General features: G+C 55.1%; 16 protein-coding genes. 7 read left to right on the top strand and 9 right to left on the bottom strand.

Features of this window, described 5'->3' with window-relative positions:
- Positions 1 to 20 precede the first annotated feature (20 nt).
- Positions 21 to 1,142, bottom strand: coding sequence for an amidohydrolase (locus PGR23_RS05135; RefSeq protein ID WP_047067722.1), 1,122 nt, complete (start codon positions 1,140 to 1,142; stop codon positions 21 to 23).
- Positions 1,139 to 2,140, bottom strand: coding sequence for an MsnO8 family LLM class oxidoreductase (locus PGR23_RS05130; protein ID WP_396279655.1), 1,002 nt, complete (start codon positions 2,138 to 2,140; stop codon positions 1,139 to 1,141). Before PGR23_RS05130 ends, PGR23_RS05135 begins: the two co-directional genes overlap by 4 nt.
- A 205-nt stretch (positions 2,141 to 2,345) precedes the next feature.
- Between PGR23_RS05130 and PGR23_RS05125 the strand changes: the two genes are divergently transcribed.
- Positions 2,346 to 3,233: a LysR family transcriptional regulator gene (locus tag PGR23_RS05125; protein ID WP_047048727.1), complete on the top strand. Its 888-nt coding sequence runs from the start codon at positions 2,346 to 2,348 to the stop codon at positions 3,231 to 3,233.
- Positions 3,234 to 3,420: 187 nt separating this feature from the next.
- On the top strand, positions 3,421 to 4,878 hold the full coding sequence (gene ansP / locus PGR23_RS05120; RefSeq protein ID WP_045382500.1) for an L-asparagine permease: 1,458 nt from the start codon (positions 3,421 to 3,423) through the stop codon (positions 4,876 to 4,878).
- 51 nt (positions 4,879 to 4,929) lie between these two features.
- Here the strand turns inward: ansP and PGR23_RS05115 are convergent, their stop codons facing one another.
- Together PGR23_RS05115 and PGR23_RS05110 are read right to left on the bottom strand one after the other, a co-directional pair.
- Positions 4,930 to 5,151 carry a YgdI/YgdR family lipoprotein gene (locus PGR23_RS05115; RefSeq protein ID WP_015366425.1) on the bottom strand — a complete coding sequence of 74 codons (222 nt, stop codon included), beginning with the start codon at positions 5,149 to 5,151 and terminating at the stop codon, positions 4,930 to 4,932.
- A 139-nt stretch (positions 5,152 to 5,290) separates the two neighbouring features.
- Positions 5,291 to 6,352 (bottom strand): YncE family protein, encoded by a 1,062-nt coding sequence (locus PGR23_RS05110; protein ID WP_045394050.1) that lies wholly within the window; start codon positions 6,350 to 6,352, stop codon positions 5,291 to 5,293.
- 264 nt (positions 6,353 to 6,616) lie between these two features.
- Here PGR23_RS05110 and pqqU point away from each other — a divergent pair, with 264 nt between their 5' ends.
- Positions 6,617 to 8,728 (top strand): TonB-dependent receptor PqqU, encoded by a 2,112-nt coding sequence (pqqU, locus tag PGR23_RS05105; RefSeq protein WP_396279654.1) that lies wholly within the window; start codon positions 6,617 to 6,619, stop codon positions 8,726 to 8,728.
- A 72-nt stretch (positions 8,729 to 8,800) separates the two neighbouring features.
- On the opposite strand, the gene PGR23_RS05100 is transcribed toward pqqU, so the two are convergent.
- The 3 genes from PGR23_RS05100 to PGR23_RS05090 all read right to left on the bottom strand — a co-directional run bounded on the left by PGR23_RS05100 (position 8,801) and on the right by PGR23_RS05090 (position 10,923).
- Positions 8,801 to 9,094, bottom strand: a complete 294-nt coding sequence (locus PGR23_RS05100) for a DUF406 domain-containing protein (RefSeq protein ID WP_015705548.1) — start codon at positions 9,092 to 9,094, stop codon at positions 8,801 to 8,803.
- Between the two features lie 150 nt (positions 9,095 to 9,244).
- A complete protein-coding gene (locus PGR23_RS05095) occupies positions 9,245 to 10,282 on the bottom strand; it encodes an NADP-dependent oxidoreductase (protein ID WP_396279653.1) in 1,038 nt (345 codons plus the stop codon).
- Between the two features lie 65 nt (positions 10,283 to 10,347).
- A complete protein-coding gene (locus PGR23_RS05090) occupies positions 10,348 to 10,923 on the bottom strand; it encodes a helix-turn-helix domain-containing protein (RefSeq protein WP_015366420.1) in 576 nt (191 codons plus the stop codon).
- 159 nt (positions 10,924 to 11,082) lie between these two features.
- Here PGR23_RS05090 and PGR23_RS05085 point away from each other — a divergent pair, with 159 nt between their 5' ends.
- Complete coding sequence (locus PGR23_RS05085) at positions 11,083 to 11,601, top strand: GNAT family N-acetyltransferase (RefSeq protein WP_047048742.1); 519 nt, start codon at positions 11,083 to 11,085, stop codon at positions 11,599 to 11,601.
- Positions 11,598 to 12,047 carry a DMT family transporter gene (locus PGR23_RS05080; protein ID WP_063416020.1) on the top strand — a complete coding sequence of 150 codons (450 nt, stop codon included), beginning with the start codon at positions 11,598 to 11,600 and terminating at the stop codon, positions 12,045 to 12,047. The genes PGR23_RS05085 and PGR23_RS05080 overlap by 4 nt, the downstream gene beginning before the upstream one ends.
- Before the next feature lie 8 nt (positions 12,048 to 12,055).
- Here the strand turns inward: PGR23_RS05080 and PGR23_RS05075 are convergent, their stop codons facing one another.
- Both PGR23_RS05075 and PGR23_RS05070 read right to left on the bottom strand, forming a co-directional pair.
- Positions 12,056 to 12,289, bottom strand: a complete 234-nt coding sequence (locus PGR23_RS05075; protein WP_047048747.1) for a YdcY family protein — start codon at positions 12,287 to 12,289, stop codon at positions 12,056 to 12,058.
- A gap of 17 nt (positions 12,290 to 12,306) precedes the next feature.
- Positions 12,307 to 13,905, bottom strand: coding sequence for an ABC transporter substrate-binding protein (locus PGR23_RS05070; protein WP_045394035.1), 1,599 nt, complete (start codon positions 13,903 to 13,905; stop codon positions 12,307 to 12,309).
- Between the two features lie 233 nt (positions 13,906 to 14,138).
- Between PGR23_RS05070 and PGR23_RS05065 the strand changes: the two genes are divergently transcribed.
- Together PGR23_RS05065 and PGR23_RS05060 are read left to right on the top strand one after the other, a co-directional pair.
- A complete protein-coding gene (locus tag PGR23_RS05065; RefSeq protein WP_396279652.1) occupies positions 14,139 to 14,807 on the top strand; it encodes a hypothetical protein in 669 nt (222 codons plus the stop codon).
- A gap of 188 nt (positions 14,808 to 14,995) precedes the next feature.
- Positions 14,996 to 16,429 (top strand): aldehyde dehydrogenase, encoded by a 1,434-nt coding sequence (locus tag PGR23_RS05060; protein WP_047079088.1) that lies wholly within the window; start codon positions 14,996 to 14,998, stop codon positions 16,427 to 16,429.
- Positions 16,430 to 16,440 lie beyond the last annotated feature (11 nt).

The raw sequence follows: 16,440 nt of genomic DNA, 5'->3' as shown, positions 1-16,440 counted from the left end.
ACCCCTTACCCTGTCAAAAATTAAATATGGTGTAATGCCTGTTCCGCCAGATCCGCGAAATAGCGCGCGGCTGGGGCAATGACGTTTTCATCCGGATTAAAAGCCGGGTGATGCAGGCCAAATTCGCTGGCGCTACCTATGCTGACGAAAGCGCCCGGAATATGCTGCAGATAGACGGCAAAGTCTTCGCCGCCCAGATGTAAATCGGCGTGATGCGTGCGATAACCGAAGCGGTCGGCCGCCGCGCTGGCGAACGCCGCCCAGCGCTCATCGTTAACCAGCGCCGTTGGCCCGGCATACCAGAAGACATCAATTTGCGCGCCAAAGGCGCTGGCGAAACCGGCGGCGATTTCGCTGACTCTCGCCTTAACCCGCTGCTGCACCTCGCTACTGTGGGTGCGCAGCGTCCCTTCGAGCTCCACGCTTTCCGGCAAAACGTTCCAGGTATTCCCCCCCTGGATCCGCGTCACGCTGAGCACCACCGAATCCAGGGTGTTCACTTCGCGACTGGCAACGCTCTGCAGCAGCGTCACCAGTTGGCTCGCCAGCAGGATGGCGTCTTTACCTTCATGCGGCCGGGCGGCATGCGCCCCTTTGCCGGTCACTTTGAATACGAAGCGATCGACGTTGGCATAAAACGGGCCGCCGCGGGTAGCGAATTCGCCCACGGGTAAATTGGGCTCATTGTGCATGCCGAAGATGGCCGATACGCCGTCAAGCGCGCCAACGCGGATCAGCGTTTTGGCGCCGCCGAAACTCTCTTCCGCAGGCTGGAACAGGATCCGTACCCGCCCCGGCAGTTGCGCTTCTCGTTCCTTTAACAACAACGCCGCGCCAAGCATCACGCTGGTATGTATATCGTGACCGCAGGCATGCATGACGCCTGGATTTTGCGAGCGGAACGGCAGCCCGGTGGCCTCTTCTATCGGTAGCGCGTCGATATCCGCGCGGAGGGCGATGATTTTATCGCCGCTGCCCACCTCCGTGACCGCCCCGGTGGTTAACTCGTAAGGCAGTAACGGCAGGCCGCCGCTTTGCAACCAGTCGCGAATGCGCGCGGTGGTTGCTACTTCCTGTAATGAGAGTTCCGGGTTCTGATGCAGTTCGCGCCGCCAGCTTATCAACTGTTGTTCGAAATTCATGGCGTCACCTCCACGCCAGAATGCGCCTGCGCCAACAGCCCCAGCGACTCCAGCCGCGCCCCGCCCTCAGCAATAGGGGTATCAATAATAAACTCATCAATGCCCCATTGCGCCTGAAGGGCATCGAGTTGTGCTTTAACCTCTTCTGCGGTACCGAACAACAGCGAGGACTCGCGGCGCTCAATCCGCGTGGGCGGGCTACCGGCCTGACGGGCGAAGGCTGCCGCCTGAGCTTCACTACCCACCGTTACCCGCTGGCCGTTTGTCAGTTCAACGCCCCAGACCTCTACCTGCTTCGCCAGTTCAGCGGCGCTGGCGGCGTCTTGCGCAACGATAACTTGTACGGCCACGATCACCTCCCGGCGGCTCAATTCGCGCCAGTTGGTTAACACTTCCCGCAACAGGTTTTTATCGCCGTTGAGATGCGCGGCAAAAACAAAGTTCCAGTCCAGACGGGCCGCCAGGCGGGCGCTCTCGACGCTGGCGCCAAGCAGGAAACCGTCCGCGCGGCGCGGCGGGATAGGGGTCGCGCGCAGGCTCTCCTCGCCCTGGCTTTCGGTCAACGTTAGCCAGTTATCAAGCTGGGCAAGCTGTTCGGCAAAACTGCCCTTCTCATGCTGATGGACGCCCTGTTGTAGCGCGCGAGTGGCAAGCGGCAGACCGCCTGGCGCCTTGCCAACGCCGAGATCGACGCGTCCTGGTGCAATACTGGCGAGCAAATTAAAGTTTTCGGCGACTTTGTAAGGGCTATAGTGCTGCAGCATCACGCCGCCGGAGCCGACGCGGATCTGCCGGGTTTGCCCGAGGATCCAGGCAATCAATAACTCCGGCGACGGGCTCGCCAGCTGTTCCGCGTTGTGATGCTCGGCAATCCAGAAACGATGATATCCCCAGCGTTCTGCCTGTTGCGCAAGCGTTAACGTACGCGCCAGCGCCTGAGCAGCAGTTTCGCCAGGAGCAAGAGGACTTTTATCCAGGATACTGATTCGATAAGACATTTCGCAGGCTCGTTTTAATTAACATGCCTGCATTATTAGAATCTGCAGCGCGTACTGAGAAACAATTTATTCACATGTACTCTGCCGGAAATTAGATATGCGCAATAAGAGACGGGTCCAATACGGTCTCTTCGTGGCGGATCTGCCGGACAAGGTTTAGACTCAATTCCCAGCCATGAATTAAATTCATCAATGCGGAATAATGATGCTAAAAGATAACTTCAACGATCTCCTGTCGTTTATGGTAGTTGCCCGCGAACGCAGTTTCACCCGCGCCGCCGCCCAACTTGGGGTGTCGCAATCTGCGCTGAGCCATGCGATGCGCAACCTCGAGGCCCGGCTTGATGTTCGCCTGCTGACCCGTACCACCCGCAGCGTCGCCCCCACCGACGCGGGTGAAAAATTGTTCCAGAATTTACGTCCACATCTCACGGAAATTGAACGCGAGCTCAGCGCCTTGAGGGATAACCGCGACCTTCCGGCGGGTAATATTCGCCTTAACGCCGGCGAACACGCCGTCAGCGCGGTGTTGTGGCCGGCATTAAAGCCATTTATGTTGCGTTATCCCGATATCAATATCGAAATTACCGTCGATAACGGCCTGGCCGATATCGTCGATGGCCGCTTTGACGCCGGTATACGTCTCGGCGATCAGGTGGCAAAGGACATGATTGCGGTGCGCATCGCCCCGGACATGCGCATGGTCGTCGTGGGCTCGCCTGATTATCTTCAACGCCACGGCACACCGCAGACGCCTTATCAACTGGATCAGCATCGCTGTATTAATATACGGCTACCGACCCGCGGCGGGCTCTACGCCTGGGAATTCAGCGACAATAATAAAACCTTCCAGGTTTATGTGGACGGACAACTGACGCTGAATAGCTTGCCGCAACGCATTGATGCCGCGGAATCCGGTCTCGGCCTGGCCTATGTCCCTGATGATTGCGTCGAGGAGGCGCTGGCGGCCGGTCGATTAGTGCAGGTTCTCGAAGACTGGACGCCAACCTTCCCTGGTTATCATCTGTATTACCCCAGTCGCCGGCAGCACACCGCTGCGTTTGCGCTACTCGTCGACGCGTTGCGTCATTGAACTCATTGATATTTAAGTAAGTGCTGTAGCGAAATGTTTTACGTGCGTCACTATCACGTTACGTGTAGGATGCAGCGCCGTGTATGGTTTATCTCTACGACAGAATGGTGAGAAAGCCAGCACGATGTATCGCCGCTGCGCGATACGACAACCACTCATGGACATTGACAGGAAAATGGGTACATCAATGAATAACAAACACACTGACGCGGCGGAACATCATGCCGCGAAACGCCACTGGCTCAACTCGCACGAATCGGGTTACCACAAAGCAATGGGCAACCGTCAGGTGCAGATGATCGCCATTGGCGGCGCCATCGGTACCGGTCTGTTCCTCGGCGCCGGGGCGCGTTTACAAATGGCAGGCCCGGCGCTGGCGCTGGTTTATCTGGTTTGCGGTATCTTCTCCTTCTTCATCCTTCGCGCCCTCGGCGAACTGGTTCTCCATCGCCCCTCCAGCGGTAGTTTCGTCTCTTACGCTCGTGAATTCCTCGGTGAAAAAGCCGCCTACGTCGCCGGCTGGATGTATTTCGTTAACTGGGCAATGACCGGTATCGTCGATATCACCGCCGTCGCCTTGTATATGCATTATTGGGGCGCTTTTGGCGATGTTCCGCAGTGGGTCTTCGCTCTTGGCGCGCTGGCGATCGTCGGCACCATGAATATGATCGGTGTGAAATGGTTCGCTGAGATGGAGTTCTGGTTCGCGTTGGTAAAAGTACTGGCTATTGTCGCATTCCTGGTAGTCGGCACTATTTTCCTCGGTACCGGAAAACCGCTTGATGGCAATGCCACCGGCTTCCATCTGATTACCGACAACGGCGGTTTCTTCCCCCACGGTCTGTTGCCGGCACTGGTGCTGGTTCAGGGCGTGGTCTTCGCCTTCGCTTCCATCGAGCTGGTGGGTACCGCGGCGGGCGAATGTAAAGACCCGGAAACCATGGTACCGAAAGCGATTAACAGCGTGATCTGGCGTATCGGCCTGTTCTACGTCGGTTCCGTCGTGCTATTGGTGCTGCTGCTGCCGTGGAACGCCTATCAGGCAGGGCAAAGCCCGTTCGTCACCTTCTTCTCGAAGCTCGGCGTACCATACATCGGTAGCGTGATGAACATCGTGGTATTAACGGCCGCCCTCTCCAGCCTGAACTCAGGTCTGTACTGCACCGGGCGAATTCTGCGTTCGATGTCGATGGGAGGCTCAGCGCCGAAGTTTATGTCGAAGATGAGCCGCCATCACGTCCCTTACGCCGGGATCCTCGCGACGCTGGCAGTCTACGTGGTGGGGGTTTTCCTCAACTATCTGGTGCCGTCGCAGGTATTTGAGATCGTGCTGAACGTCGCATCCCTGGGGATTATCGCTTCATGGGGCTTTATCGTGATCTGCCAGATGCGTCTGCGTAAGGCTATCAAGGAAGGCAAAGCGGCGGATGTGAGCTTCAAAATGCCGGGCGCGCCATTTACTTCATGGCTAACGCTGCTGTTCTTGCTGAGCGTACTGGTATTGATGGCATTTGACTACCCGAACGGCACCTATACCATCGGGTCCATTCCGCTGCTGGCGGTGCTGCTGGTCGCAGGCTGGTTCGGCGTACGTAAACGCGTGGCTGATGTTCACAGCACGGCGCCGGGCGTTGAAAAACGCTAAGCGCTTTTCCATAACGGTTTGCCCCTCAGCGGGCAAACCGTCACCGAAAAATTAATTATCTTCCACCAGTTGAGCAACGTCGCTGCTGTTGATTTCGCGTTTGTTGCCAGACTCATCAATATAGCTGGTCATGCCGGTCTCTTTATCCAACTGCGGTTTGCCGTGGGTCACAATAGTTTGCCCACTTTTTGTCGTCATGACGTAATTAGAGCTGCAGCCTGCCAGAAGCGCCAGCATTGCCGCCGCGCAGATCACCATATATGGCTTTTTCATAATTTCTCCAGAATGATTACCACTCTCCCGCCGCGCGCGGGAAAAAGTAAGTGTATAACCTTTATAGTAATCAGGCTAATAGCGGTTTGTAACAGAGGATGAGACCCGGAGTAAGGAGGGGTCGCCCCCTCCATGGGGATTACAGGGCAATGCGGATTACGTCGTCCGGCGCGGTGGCCTCTTTCTGACGAGTTGACTCCTGCTTCACGCTAACAAACAGCGTTTTTCCATCGGCGGACAGCGCCAGGCTATTCGGGAAGGTCGGCGTTTTGAAGGTTTTGACAACCTTATAGGTCTTAGCATCAATGACGCTGACTTCACCCGCTTTGCGATGGGTGACGTAGACTTCGTTGCGGGCCGGGTTAAACAGCACCGCTAAAGATTCCGGCGCGGCGATTTTTTGCAGCACTTTCCCGTCACGAATATCCACCACCAGCACTTCCGGCTGCTTGCTGTCGGTAATGAAAGCGCGGTGACCGGCTGTATCCAGACTCAGGTTCAGGTAGAAATGCTCCTTACCGTCATCCTGCAGCTTCTTACGTGAGAGGATCTTATTGCTATCGGTATCGATAGTCAGCAGTTCGCCATCGGCATTGGTGGTGTAAAGACGTTTAGCGTCAGCATCGAGCGCCAGCCCGGTGGCCATCGCGCCGGTATTGGCAATGGTATCTTTCAGCGTCAGCTTGTCGCCATCCACCACCCAAATCACGCTCTCTTTACCCAGCCCGGAGATATACACGGTATTGGTTTTCTCATTCACTACCAGCTCACGCGGCTGCAGCGGGCGCACGGTATCACTACGTTTACGGTCATCGAGCACCAGTCGCCCTTTCACCGCGCTGGTTTTGGCATCTATTGCGGTCACGCTGCTATCAACGGTGTTGCCAAACCACAACGTCTGGGTGGTGTTATTGATGGTGGCGCCGAACGGTTTCAGGTCGTTATGAATAACCTGGGTGATGTCGAGCGTGGTCGGATCCAGACGATAGACGATGCCGCCCTTATCAAGGGAGCGGCTTTGCGAGGTGGCAACCCACAGCGCATTTTCCTGCTGGCTATACGCCATTTCGTACGCGCCTTTACCGACCGCTTTGCGCAGGAGCTCCTCGGCGGCGTGGGCGCTGAAGCTGCCTGCCAACAGTAACGACGTTAATAACAGAGAACGACGCAGACGCGGCGCGGATAACTGACGTAATGACATAACGATTCCCTTTATAGAACAATTAATTACTGGTTAGAGATGGCTTCCACAGCGTGAAGGTTAACTTCACCCTTTTTGTAAATGAGAATAGTAATCATTATTTATCGTAATGTGGAGCGTTAATTGCCTTTTTTGGTTAAAAGAATCACCTTTACTTGCCATTACTTAACGACCGGTTAGTTAATTCTTTTCAAAGAATTTACAAACGGTGTAACATATATACATATGTTCCATTTGGTACGTTTCTCTTTGCGAGTCGCTTTGATGAAGATTATTGCCATGCGCACGGTCGCGCTCCCCGCTTTATTACTCCCTCTCGTCGCCAACGTGCACGCCAGCACCAACGACGAACAAACCATGGTCGTCACGGCAACGCCTACCGCGGTTTCCGAACTGGATACCCCTGCCGCCGTCAGCGTTGTGAATGGCGATGATATGCGTCAGGCCGCCCCGCGAATTAACCTCTCGGAATCGCTCGGCGCGGTACCCGGTTTGCAGGTACAAAACCGGCAAAACTATGCTCAGGATTTGCAGTTGTCGATTCGTGGTTTCGGTTCCCGCTCCACCTACGGCGTCCGTGGCCTGCGGCTATATGTTGACGGTATCCCTGCCACCATGCCCGATGGCCAGGGGCAGACATCGAATATCGATATCGGCAGCATCGATAGCCTGGAAGTGTTACGCGGACCTTTTTCCGCGCTCTATGGCAACTCTTCCGGCGGCGTAATTAACGTCAATACCCAAACCGGCAGCCAGCCGCCGACCATCGAGGCCAGCAGCTACTACGGCAGCTTCGGTACCTGGCATTACGGAGTGAAAGCTACCGGCGCCGTCGGCGACGGTAGCCAGGCAGGCGATGTCGACTACACGGTGTCGACCAACCGTTTCACCACTCATGGTTCTCGCGATCACAGCGGCGCGCGTAAAAATCTCGCCAACGCCAAATTAGGCGTGCGGATTAACGACGTCAGTAAATTAACATTGCTATTCAATAGTGTGGATATCAAAGCTAATGACCCGGGCGGATTGAGCTACGAGGAGTGGCAGAATAATCCGCGCCAATCGCCGCGCGGCGATCAATACAACACGCGTAAAACGGTGAAACAGACCCAGGCCGGGTTACGCTACGAACGCCAGCTTAGCCAGCAGGACGATCTGAGCGTGATGATGTACGCCGGCGAGCGCGAAACCACTCAGTACCAATCAATCCCGATGGCGCCACAGCTGAAGCCCTCGCATTCCGGGGGCGTCATCGATTTAACTCGCCATTATCAGGGGATCGACACCCGCTGGACCCACCGCGGTGAATTACTGGTGCCGGTGACCTTTACCACCGGTCTTGATTACGAAAACATGAGCGAACGACGTAAGGGCTATGAAAACTACGTTCTGGTGAACGGCGCGCCGCAATACGGCGAACAGGGCGACCTGCGCCGTAATGAACGCAATCTGATGTGGAACCTGGATCCGTACCTGCAAACCCAGTGGCAGTTGACGCAGAAGCTTACCCTAGATGCTGGCGTCCGCTACAGTTCGGTGTGGTTTGACTCTAACGACTATTACGTCACTCCGGGTAACGGCGACGATAGCGGCGATGCCAGCTATCACAAATGGCTGCCAGCCGGTTCATTGAAATATGCCGTCACGGATGCCTGGAATATCTATCTTTCCGCCGGGCGCGGTTTTGAAACGCCGACAATCAATGAACTCTCGTATCGTTCCGGCAATCAGAGCGGATTAAACTTCGATCTCAAACCCTCCACAAATGAGACCGTGGAAATTGGCAGCAAAACGCGGATAGGCAACGGACTGTTCACCGCCGCGCTGTTCCAGACCGATACCGACAATGAGATTGTGGTCGACTCCAGCAGCGGCGGCCGCACAAGCTATAAAAACGCCGGTAAAACCCGTCGTCAGGGAATGGAACTTGGCCTCGACCAGCAGTTTGGCGACAGCTGGAAATTAAAAGCGGCATGGACCTGGCTCGATGCCACCTATCGCACGAACGTTTGCGGTTCGTCAGACTGCAACGGAAATCGCATTCCGGGCATCGCCCGCAATATGGGCTATGCCTCTTTCGGCTACCAGCCGGAACAGGGTTGGTACGCGGGGAGCGATATCCGTTATATGGGCGACATTATGGCCAACGACGCCAACACCGCCAAAGCGCCATCGTGGACCGTGGTTGGCCTGACCACCGGCTATAAGTGGAGCTACGGGAAAATGGATATGGATCTGTTCGGCCGGGTCGATAACCTGTTTGACCGTAATTACGCGGGCTCAGTGATTGTCAACGAATCCAATGGTCGTTATTACGAACCAGCGCCGGGCCGTAACTTCGGCATCGGTATGAATCTCGCCTGGCGTTTCGAGTAACTACGCCCGCCGATGGGTGATGATAAAAAAGGGATCCCAATTGGGATCCCTTTTTGATTCCGCCGCAGTCTGTTAGAACGCGCTTCTCAAGGACAATTCGAAAATAATTTTTTCCGCCTGGCAGGAGAAATTCACCGCCGCGTCCAGTTTCGCCTCATTACCCACCGGCTCAATCGTGTAATCTACGGACGGCGTTTCGCTGGCGGCGGCAACGGCGCGTTCGCGAATGGCCGCTACCGCGGACTCCGCCTCTTCACGGGTAGGGAAAAGTTTCTCGACCCGGTAAACGCAGTCTTCGTTATCGATAATGGTGCCAACATCAATGGCGCAGCCTTTGGTACTGCATTTATCAACTACATCTTTCATCGCATTAACCTCTTAAGTTTCCTTAAGGATAAAAAGCCGCTCACGGAAAAGCAAACCATTAATAAAAGTATGGATTAGTCATTTTGTTGGTTAAAGGCGGCGAAAGCGCCCCCGCACGCGTCTTCGGGGGCGTTAGAGAAGGCGGTGACGTTACTCGTCCGCTGCGACGTTAATCACCACTTTGCCGAAGTTTTCTCCCTTCAGCAGACCAATCAGCGCCTGCGGCGCCTGCGCCAGGCCATCAATCTGCTGCTCGCGATATTTGATTTTACCTTCCTGTACCCAGCGCCCCATTTGCTGCTGGAACTCGGCAATGCGATGGCCGTAATCCTGGCCGATGATAAAGCCCTGCATACGAATACGTTTTTTAAGGATTGTCGCCATCAGCAGCGGCAGCCGATCCGGTCCATCCGGCAGCGAGGTGGCGTTGTAGCCGCTAACCAATCCGCACACGGGAACCCGCGCCGCGGTATTCAGCAACGGCAGAACCGCATCAAAGACTTTACCGCCGACGTTCTCATAATAGACATCGATTCCCTGCGGACACGCCTGCGCCAGCTGCTGGCTGAAATCCGCAGCGCGGTGATCAAGACAAACATCGAAGCCTAAAGTCTCTACCGCATAACGACATTTCTCGGCGCCGCCGGCAATGCCGACGGTGCGGCAGCCTTTAAGTTTGCCAATCTGCCCGACGGTGGCCCCCACCGGGCCGGTTGCCGCCGCTACCACCAGCGTTTCGCCCGCTTTCGGCTGGCCGATGTCCAGCAGCCCCATATAAGCGGTAAATCCCGGCATACCTAACACCCCCAGCGCCCAGGAAGGGTGTTCAGGATTGTCGCCGAGCTTAACTAAATCGCTACCATCGGAAAGCGCATAATCCTGCCAGCCACTATAGCCAAGCACCCACTCACCGGGTTTAAAATCAGGGTGATTAGAGCTCACCACACGGCTTACCGTCCCCCCGACCATCACCGCGCCAATGTCCACCGGTGGCGAATAAGAAGGCGCATCGCTCATCCGTCCGCGCATATAAGGGTCGAGTGACAAATAAATAGTCCGCAGCAGGAGCTGGTTCGCCCCCGGCGTCGGCAGATCGCCCTCTTCCAGTCTGAAATTTTCGGCGGTAGGTTCACCGTGCGGGCGTGAAGCCAATATCCAGCGGTGATGGCGTTGTGGACTAGCGGTCATAGCAAACTCCTCTTATTAACGGCCTGTACTGAGGCTAGCCGTTTTATGCTTAACGCGCTTTAACATTATGAGCCGGATTGATTCAGGCGTACCACCAGATAGACGCACGTCTCGCTGGACTCATTGATAAACCGGCAATCGTTGGGCGGCCCCAGTTCCAGACAATCCCCCGCCTGCATCTGATGGCGAGTATTCCCTTCAACAAAAACTAACTCACCCTGCTGTAGCCAGATGAGCTGTCGCGCCAGCGCGTACGAAGAAGCGGGCATCGGTACATCGCTGCCGGCCGGCAACTCTATTTGCACCAGGTCGATCGGCAGATCGCTACGCGGCGAGACGTGCCGGCGCAAATAGTGGCTTTGCGGATCGCGCCACACCGGCTGGTTGGCAAAGCGCAAAAGCTTGCCCTCCTGCATCTCTGCACGCGCAATTAACGTCGACATACTGATGCCAAACGCGCCAGAGAGACGGCCCAGCATCGCCGCGGTGGGGCTACTCTCGCCACGTTCAATTTTATGCACCATTGCCCGCGAGGCCCCGGCGCGTTCAGCCAAATCGCTCAACGACCAGCCGCGGGACTCGCGTTCGATACGAATGCGTGCGCTAATGCGCTGGTTGAGGTTGTCTTCTATAGTATTCATGGCGTAACAATATAGTGCGCACTACCGTATTACACAACTGTCCGCTATCCCCGACACTGCGCGTTCTGTGTAAAATTTATTGCTAAAACTGATGACAGCCTGCCGTTCATTATTGTAATAATAACGTACTACTATAGTGTACAGACTTTGAGGCTTGCTATGTCCATCCGCCATGCCAGTAAAGACGATTGCGCGGCGATCGCCGAAATCTATAATCACGCCGTACTGCATACCGCTGCCATCTGGAATGACAAAACCGTCGATACCGATAACCGTATTGCCTGGTTTGAAGCCCGGCAGATTGCCGGTTATCCGGTGCTGGTGAGTGAAGAAAACGGCGTCATTACCGGGTATTCCTCGTTCGGCGACTGGCGCGCATTTGACGGTTTCCGCCATACCGTTGAACATTCGGTGTATGTCCATCCCGATCATCAGGGTAAGGGGATCGGCCGCAAGTTGTTAGTCGCGCTTATCGCTGAAGCGCGACGCCTGCGTAAACATGTGATGGTAGCCGGAATTGAATCCCGCAATAACGCTTCGTTGCATCTGCATGAAACCCTGGGATTTATCACCAGTGGGCAGATGCCGCAGGTGGGGACTAAATTCGGCCGCTGGCTGGATCTGACCTTTATGCAGCTACAGCTCGACGATCGCCTGGATCCGGACGGCGAGGCATGAATCAGTCGCTCACCCTTGCCTGCCTGATAGCGGCGGGTGTCGGTCTGGTGTTGCAAAACACCCTGATGGTCCGCATTACCCAATCCGCCTCGACGATTCTTATCGCCATGTTGCTCAATTCGCTGGTGGGAATTGTTATTTTTGTGACTATTTTGCTATTGCGCCACGGCGCGGCAGGTTTTCAGGAACTGGCGCTGAATATCAAATGGTGGACCCTCATCCCCGGCCTGCTGGGTTCGTTTTTCGTCTTCGCCAGCATCAGCGGCTATCAAAACGTAGGGGCGGCGACGACCATTGCGGTACTGGTGGCCAGTCAGCTGGTAGGCGGATTGATTATTGATTTGATTCGCGCCCACGGCGTGCCGATTAGGGCGTTAATCGGGCCAGTATGCGGGGCGGCGATGCTGGTGGTTGGCGCCTGGCTGGTCGCCAGACGCCAGTTTTGACGTCACCCTTAAAGGATCTCGCCGCCTTTGGTTAACTGTTCGCGGCGTGCTTCCTGATCTTCATGATGTTGACGCCCGTGATGGGCTATCGCCGTGCGCAGGCGCTGCTGCTGGGTATAGCGTTCTTCACGGCCCAGTTCAGCATCATCGCTTAACGCAATCAGTAGCTCGTTCATATGGCTAATCACGCCCCCGGCAATGGTCTCATCGACCCTGGCAATGACATCGTCCAGATGGGCCATCCTGCTCTCCTTTTTGATCAATTCAGCTTCGCTTTGGAAAAATCGCTTCCCATCAGACTCACGCTATAGCCGCTGACGTTGCTGCGGGTGGCGTAGAAAGTTTTACCCGTCGCCAGCGTGATCCACGGCGCCTGCTGATAGAAGATTTCCTGAGCCTGTTGGTAAAGTTTAGCGCGCGCCTGCGGATCGCTTAGCAGAAGCGCTTTTTTCACCAGCGCATCATAGGACTTATCGCACCAGCGCGCCACGTTAGAGCCAGTTTTGATATTATCACAGCTCAGCAGCGTGCCGGCGAAGTTGTCCGGGTCGCCGTTATCGGACATCCAGCCAAACAGCGCGCTATCATGCTCGCCCTTGCGCATCCCGGAAAGGTATTCGCCCCACTCATAGCTAACGATTTTCGCTTTAATGCCGACTTTGCTCCAGTCGTTCTGAATCATTTCAGCGACCCGCTTCGAGTTCGGGTTATACGGACGCTGTACCGGCATCGACCATAGGGTCACTTCTGCGCCCTGCTCCAATCCCGCCTGCTTAAGCAGCTCTTTCGCCTTCTGCGGATTGTAGTCGTAATCCGGTAAATCCTTCTTGTAACCGAGCATATTGGCCGGGATCGGCGATTTCGCCACGTTGCCGGAATCAAGGAAGACCGCTTTCACAATCGCCTGCTTATCGGTGGCGTAGTTCAGCGCCTGACGTACCAGCACGTTATCAAACGGTTTCTTTTCAGTATTAAATGCCAGATACCCCACGTTCAACGCTTCCACCGCGTGTAGCGCCAGATCTTTATTCCCTTTAATCACCGGGAACTGTACCGGCGATGGTGCGGGAATAATCTGGCATTCATTGGTCTGCAGCTTAGCCAGACGAGTCTCAACGTTCGGCGTAATCGAGAAGATCAGATGTTTAGTCGGCACCTCGCCTTCCCAATAGTGCGGGTTGGCAATATAGCGGATTTGTGAATCCACTTTATACTGCTGGAGCGCGTACGGGCCGGTGCCAATCGGCCAGCTATCGACGTATTCCGGCGTTCCTTTTTTCAACATCGCATCGGCATATTCCGCAGAAAGAATCGAAGCGAAATCCATCCCCCAGTCGGCGAGAAACGCCGCGTTGGGCTCGCTCAGCACAAACTGAACGTGATAATCATCAATCTTCTTCACTTCTTTAATCAGCTTATCAAGACCGACGTCGTGGAAATATTCATAATTTCCCTGCGACACGTTGTGATAAGGATGCTGCGGATCCTGCTGGCGCAGCACCGAGAACAGCACATCATCCGCATTGAAATCGCGGGTCGGCTTAAAGTATTTATTGCTGTTGAACTGCACGCCTTTACGCAGCGTAAAGGTCCAGGTTTTACCATCCGGAGACACTTTCCATTCGGTCGCCAGCGACGGAATCGGCGTGTTTTTAAGCGGGTCGAAGGTAATCAGGCGGTTATAGAGCACCTGTGAGCTGGCAACGAATGAAGGACCAGAGCTGGCGATTTGCGGGTTAAAGGATTCCGGCGAGGCTTCCGAGCAGTAGACAAGCGTGTCGTTGGATGCCGCCCACGCGGCGCCGGCCGGTAACAGCGCGCTTAGGGCCAGCGCAAGTAGTGATTTCCCTGTAGACATGGTTATAAACCTTATAAATTTGTTATATGCCTACTAATAACAGCACAGCGGAATACAACCAGCAAATAATGAATCGCTATTAGATTCACACTTTAACTCATAAGGTTAGCGCTGTTTGCTTTGCTTAACGTCACTATCATCAGCGACTCCCGCACCGGTACGACAAAATGATTATTTACGACTAAGATCCAATCGCGTGCCGCATTGTCCCATTTCAGTCAAAGGAGCGTTACATGACGAATTCGATTTATCAGCCTATCACCCTCAACGATCCGCGGTTGTTGCAATTTGCCGAAGAGTTGAATCCTGGCGCCAGTCCAATCTATCTCCCGGTTATTGATAAACCGGGGCCCGAGGGAAACGCCTACTGGAACGTCAGCGCGGCGATCGAACAGGTCGGTGGAAAAATGCTGCTGGGCTGGGAGATAAACTACTGGCCGGGCTGTTTTCTGGTCGCAACGCATCACGCCGCCTTACAGGCCGACGATGGAGGGATTTATGATGTAACCCGACGTTCGCCAGCGGCGGCAGTACCCACCGTTAATATATTCGTTCCCGACGACTCAATTGCTATTGATCTTGATAAAACGCCGGCCGTGAAATCACGATTTTATATATTACATTCCGCCGCGCAAATTACGGACTATCTCAGGGCTTATGACAATCTCAACGCTTTTGAGAAAAAGCTAAGCGATAGTCTTTATGAGATCGGCTATCGCTGTGAAACAAATAAAGCGTTGGCGAGCGGCGTCGTCGGCACAACGCCTGCCTTCGTGGAAGGCAGTTCGGTCGATATTGACGAAATAAAAATGAATATTTCCGAGTTAAGCTGGATTTTAAAAGATAAAATTAAAAGACTAAAACAATATTCTGACGCGCTACAGGAACAGCCATTACATTAACTATCCTCTGTGGGCTGTGGCGAATAGATTGTGTTTGCTGCGGCCCATGTTCGCCGTTCTCATTATTGTACTAAGTTGTGACCCGCTGAGAAATCTGCAAAAAAATTGTGCGATAACCGCCCTTTCGCCGCTGCGCAATGAGGTAAGGCGGTAGACTCGACGCTCCGCAGACCAATGAGGTTACGCTAATGACAATAACCTGCAGCTTATATAGCGGCGGCCGCTGGCACGATGCCGAAGGTCACGCCACTTTCACTCGCCGTTATCCGCAACATAGCGAGATAGCCTCTACCGCCGCAGCGGCGAGCATCAACGACGCTCGTCGCTGTGCAGAAGCAGCCGCCGCCGCATTCCCCTCATGGCGCGACACCATCCCCTCCGAACGTCGCCGGCTGTTGTTGGAAGCCGCCGAGCAAATGCAGCGTAGAGAGGCGAAATTTATCGCTACTATGGCGGCGGAGACCGGCGCGACAGCGCACTGGGCCGGATTCAACGTACACCTGGCGGCAGATATTTTGCGTGAAGCCGCGGCCTTAACCACGCAAATCGAAGGTCAAATTATTCCCTCCAACGTGGCCGGCAATCTGGCGATGGGCGTACGTCAGGGGGCCGGCGTGGTGCTGGCTATGGCGCCGTGGAATGCGCCGCTCATTCTGGCGACCCGTGCCATCGCCACGCCGCTGGCCTGTGGCAATACGGTTATCCTTAAGGGCTCGGAACTCTCACCGGCGACGCAAAGCTTAATCGTCGATGCCCTCGCGGCGGCGGGATTTCCCGATGGAGTAGTGAATTATCTTACCTGCTCGCCAGCCGATGCGCCTGCGCTGGTGGAGACGCTGATTGCTCACCCAGCCATACGACGGGTCAATTTTACTGGTTCAACGCCAGTGGGGCGCATTATTGCCCGCACCTGCGGAGAGCATCTGAAACCTGCGATACTTGAACTGGGTGGCAAAGCGCCGCTGTTAGTCCTGGATGACGCAGATTTACAACAAGCCGCGGCGGGCGCGATTTTCGGCGCTTTTGCCAACGCCGGACAGATTTGTATGTCGACCGAACGCATTATTGTCGATGAGAGCATCGCGGATGAGTTCGTCGCATTAATCAGCCAACGCGCTTCCGCACTACCTTCTACGCTTCTCGGCCCGGTGGTCGATTTGAAAACGGTACAACGCTGCAACGCGTTGATTGATGATGCGCTAAGTAAAGGCGCACATTTACTCTGCGGCGGAAAGGCCGAGTCGACGCAGATGCGCGCCACCCTGCTGGATGGCGTGACGCGTGAAATGCGCATATGGCATGAGGAATCTTTTGGCCCGGTCAAATCGGTGATTCGGGTTAACGGCGAGGAAGAGGCTCTGGCCGTCGCGAACGATAGCGAATACGGCCTGGCGGCAGCGGTTTATAGCCGCGATAGCGCCCGCGCCTGGAATGTGGCGCAAAACCTGCAAACCGGTATTTGCCATATTAACGGCCCTACCGTACATGATGAAGCCCAGATGCCGTTCGGCGGCTGTAAATCGTCCGGCTATGGCCGCTTTGGCGGGCGCGCCGGGATCGCTGAATTCACCGAGCTTCGCTGGATAACCATGCAAACTCGCCCGCGCGAATTACCGTTCTGATTTACCGCGAT

The organism is Klebsiella sp. 141162 (assembly GCF_050600755.1).
In the GTDB taxonomy this organism is placed as follows: Bacteria; Pseudomonadota; Gammaproteobacteria; order Enterobacterales; family Enterobacteriaceae; genus Klebsiella; species Klebsiella aerogenes.
Note: the sequence above shows the minus strand (reverse complement) of the source record. Positions and strands in the feature narration are given on the sequence as shown.